Here is a 4,436-nt window from a genome sequence, read left to right as displayed (position 1 = left end):
GGCATCCAAATAAGAGTTGCAAACGTTACCTGCTCAACTCCATAGCTATTAGTATCGCTATGTTAGCCTATCCACAAACACGGACTGTGGCACAATTCATCTCTACAGTTGAACCCACAGAGATTTATCAATTAGCAACTCCCCAAAAGCTGAGAATTCCTCCCATCACACACTCAGAAATTTCTGTTACTACCAAAAGTGAGTCAGTGACTAATCCAGGAGATTTATTAGCACCTCCCCAATTTAATACCTTGATTTTTCGGGAATTTCCTCGTATTTGGCAGATGCGTGTTCCTGTTGAGCAAGTGAATTTACTTTATGCCACTTATGAGATGAAAGCCGAAAATGGCAAGAGTAATGCAGTTAGCAGTGAACAGCGTTCTAGTTCTGTGGTTCAAGTTGTTCTAGAGCCGTTGCCTATCATAGAAATTTCTCGCGATCCCAATACTAATACAGCTTTGGTACAAGGCGGATTCCGATTAAAAATGGACATTTCTGGTACCCAAGTTGCAGGTCAATATGCTGGAGAATTAGCAGTAGTAGTAGATCGCCGTTAATTTCTCTACTTGAATTGAGAAAATAGTTACTTTATGGTGTGTTTTCAAGTGAAAAATTTAATCCAGATGTTGCCAAAATCAATAAATATTGCCTTGGGTGTAATGGGAGCATTAGCTCTAAGTATACCTCCTGCAACGGCTGTTAATATTGGTGTGAGTCCACCAAGATTTGACATAAATATGAACAGCAACAAAACACGTTCTCAAGCTGTTCGTGTTTTAAATCTTGATTCTCAACCAGTTGAACTTAAGGTTTATGCACAATCCTGGATGATGAATGAGGAAAATAAAGTGCAAATAGTTCCTCCTAAAGAGCAATCATTAGAGCAATGGATTGTTTTTACTCCTTCTAGATTTATAATTCCACCAGGTGGCTCACAAACCGTTCGTTTCGCCATTCGTCCTAGAGTTAAGCCCCAATCAGGTGAACATCGGGCAGTACTTTATTTTGAAGAAATACCCCGGACTACTTCACGCACAAAGGGTGTAACTTTAATCGGCAAACTAGGAGTTGCAATATACGGTTATGTAGGAGATGTCAAGAGAATTGGTGTATTAAACTCTGTGAGTGTCAATACTAAACCTAATGCTCTCAATGCCGTATTTGATATTTCTAGCCAAGGTAACGCATCTGTGCAGATGAAAGGTCAATATGCTATTTGGCCGGCTGCTAAATATCCAGGTGCTGAGGCAACAAAACCCATAGCTAATTTAGAAAAACCAGAGGTCAAAAAGACTGAGCCTTTAGTGGATGCAGGATTTTTACCTACAACACCAATTTTGCCTGATAGCCGTCGTCGAGTTTCGCTACCAATCACTAAAAATTTACCCCCTGGTAGCTACGTTTTGGATATCAATGGGCAACTGAATGGTGTAGCGATTAAAAAAGGCATACCTTTTACTGTGCCAGTGAATGCTCCAGTGGCTAATAATGCCAGGACTCAAACTCAGCCTGCTTCTCAAAAATTGAGAAATTCTCTCAAAAATCCTCAGCATCGCAGATAAACTATTCCACATTTAAATTACGTGAACTGGGCGGGCATCTTGCCCACCCCACTAGTTTTATGGAATTTAGATGTGCAAATTGAATGTGTTTTAGTTTTTGGGTTTACAAAAGCTGAAATTTCGCTAACCAAGTTTTTTATCTTCCCAGAAATGATTTGTAGCCGGGAACTTCTTTAGGCTAACTATACAAATTATTGTACTTCATTTATGTTTTTCCAACCTTCAGCATCTCCCCCAGCAATCACAATTATACAGTCAGAGAATAGCTCTTGTAAAACGCAATTAGATACCAGCGTTAGTCAAGAACATAGAACAGTTGCCGCAGCAATTGCAACTCCTTCACCACCAGAAACATTACCACCTGAATTTTCCACGAATAAATCACAGCATTCTTGCAAGGTAGACAATAAAAGCATTACAGCTAGTAACATAACTACTGAAAATGCTCTAGATTCTGACATTAAACAACTTAGTCAACAGGTTGTGGCTCAAAGTACCACACCATCAGCAGCCTCCCAAGATTCAGCTATTCGTGACATCAAAAGTACTCTACGAGATATCAGGGATGCTGCTCAGAATAATGATGCGAAAAATACGCTGTCTCCTGACAAGGAACAAAAGGTTAACAATGTAGTTACTCCCAATTATAGTAGCAGTGATGCCTTAAAAACTTCAACAGATAAGAACAATCCTGCTCCAACAAATACTCCCATTAATAATATCTTGGCTGAGGGTAAAAATTTATTAGTGGCAGTATTCATTAATGGACAGGAAGTTGGGAGTTTAGAAGTTATTCCAGAGGGGAAAATTTTATTAATTCCACTGTCTGATTTTGCCGAAATTGCTGGATTTACGGTTGAAAATCTTGATGCTGGCAAAACCCAACTGAAAACACCTTTAGGTGTAGTAACTGTTACAGAGTCAGACTTGAAAAAAATTAATGGTATTACTTATATTCGTGATACCTTCCTAAAAGAGAAATTACTTACTGAGATAGAGCTAAAAACTTCAGATTTAGCTTTGAATGTTGATTTAGCTTGGCGCAGAGGTAGTGGAGAATCTAGAAATCAGGCAATTGACCTCAAGCCTGAAGTTAGACCTCCTAGCAGTGGTTTATCTAATTTCCGGCAAGAGTTAAATTATTACAGTAATTCTGGTAATACAAACTGGCGTAGTTCTTCTCTTTTGGGTGGGCGTTTGGGAGGTGGTGCGTGGCGGTTACGTTTAGAGAATGATTTTGTTAACCAGCCCCAGCTAAGTGAATATTTTTACTTTAAACGCTCAGGGCGACTGCTTTATCAAATAGGTCGCCAACAAATTGGGTTAAATCCTTTAGCTACTAATCTCAATTTGACGGGAGTGCAGATTGGTTATACTAATCTACCTGCTGACAGGTTTAATACAAGTTTTAGTGCTAATGAGCTTCTACCAAGACGTTCCCAACCTATACAAACATTTCGTGGTGTAGTTCCCCCAGCCAGTTTTGTTCAGTTAAGAGTTAGTGGCGTTGTGGTTGCCCAACAGCAGGTAGGACTAGGTGGAGAATACGAATTTGCCGGTGTCAATTTGCCCACGGGTCAAAGTAATGAAATTGAACTGTTTGTATTTGACCGCAATAATTTTAGCGTACCTACAGAAGTTCGTTCTTTAAGACTCAATGCTTCAAATTTATTGTTACCAGCCGGCGGTAATGTGCAGCTAGCCGGTATAGGATTAACTGGTAACTATATCCAAAATAATTTACTGGATGATTTTCCTTCAACTCAATCAGGCCAGTTCGCTGGATTTTATCAGATACGCCAGGGTATTTCTGATAATTTAACGTTGGAAAGCTCTGCACAATTATTACCTGATAGTACACAAGCGCAGGCAGGTTTTGCTTGGCGTTTAGCAAGTCCTGTAATTTTATCAGCAAATGTCGGTACTTCTAAAAGTGAGTTAGGTTATACGGCTAATTTGGATATTCAGTTGGCTCGTTGGCAAATTTTGGGAGTTTCTGAATTATATCCAACAGGCTATTTTAGCAGCAATGATCAGTCACGCGATCGCAGGAACAATGCTCTAGATGTCAGATATAAATTCAGTAATAACTTTAGTTTAGGCTTGATTGCCCGCAGTTACCAAAACCAAAGTGATTCGAGTACTTACATTCTGCCGACTTTTTCATTGCGCCCATTGTCTAATTTGTCTTTGAGAGGTACACCAGATTATTTTGGCAACTATTCATTCAACGCGTTCTATCAACCAACAAGAAACAGCAGACTATCTTTTAACTCTTTTGGTGATGTCTATTCAACAGATTTTGGTTATAATCTAAGCCGTGATTATCTACTATCGTTCGGGACTGAATCTGGTGGTGATTTAGCAACTCGTTACACTTTGGGACTGAATTATAGCTCTCCTAGCATTTCAGGTCTGAGTTGGCGCTTAGGACTAGGATATAGAGATGGAGAAGTTGGGCCGGTTGTAGGCGCTAGTATGCGGATACTGCCAGGATTGTTCGCCTCAATTGATTATCAAGGCATCCCCTCTAGAAATAGAAACATTTTTGGTGGCATTGGGGACGATCGCCTGACCATATCCTTAGTATCAGATTTATCATTTGCTGGCGGTAAAGTGTCGCCAGCTGAATATAGCTCAGTTGGCAAAGACAGAGGAGCGATCGCTGGACGAATGGTTGTTCAAGGTGGCAGGAAGGGTGCAGACCTTGGTGGCGGTATTATCAATGTTTACGATAACCGTGGCCGCACTGTGGGTGCAGCTAAAATAGACGCTCAAGGTAATTTCTTTGTTGGTAACTTGCGAGAAGGTGTGTATGTAGTTGCACTAGACCCAGACGAGTTACCAATTGAAGTTGCTGTGCGGAAAACTTCT

General features: G+C 40.2%; 3 protein-coding genes. All 3 read left to right on the top strand.

The genetic code is table 11. From position 1 onward, the window contains the following. Positions 1–557 (top strand): hypothetical protein (locus LC574_RS28295; RefSeq protein ID WP_306422169.1); only part of this gene is annotated, 557 nt, incomplete at its 5' end. Positions 558–605: 48 nt separating this feature from the next. Then, complete coding sequence (locus LC574_RS28290; RefSeq protein ID WP_368736745.1) at positions 606–1,562, top strand: molecular chaperone; 957 nt, start codon at positions 606–608, stop codon at positions 1,560–1,562. A 207-nt stretch (positions 1,563–1,769) separates the two neighbouring features. After that, on the top strand, positions 1,770–4,436 hold a 2,667-nt coding region (locus LC574_RS28285; RefSeq protein ID WP_229456983.1), incomplete at its 3' end, for a Cna B-type.

It is taken from the genome of Nostoc sp. CHAB 5715 (genome assembly GCF_020829685.1).
Lineage (GTDB): Bacteria > Cyanobacteriota > Cyanobacteriia > Cyanobacteriales > Nostocaceae > Nostoc.
Note: the sequence above shows the minus strand (reverse complement) of the source record. Positions and strands in the feature narration are given on the sequence as shown.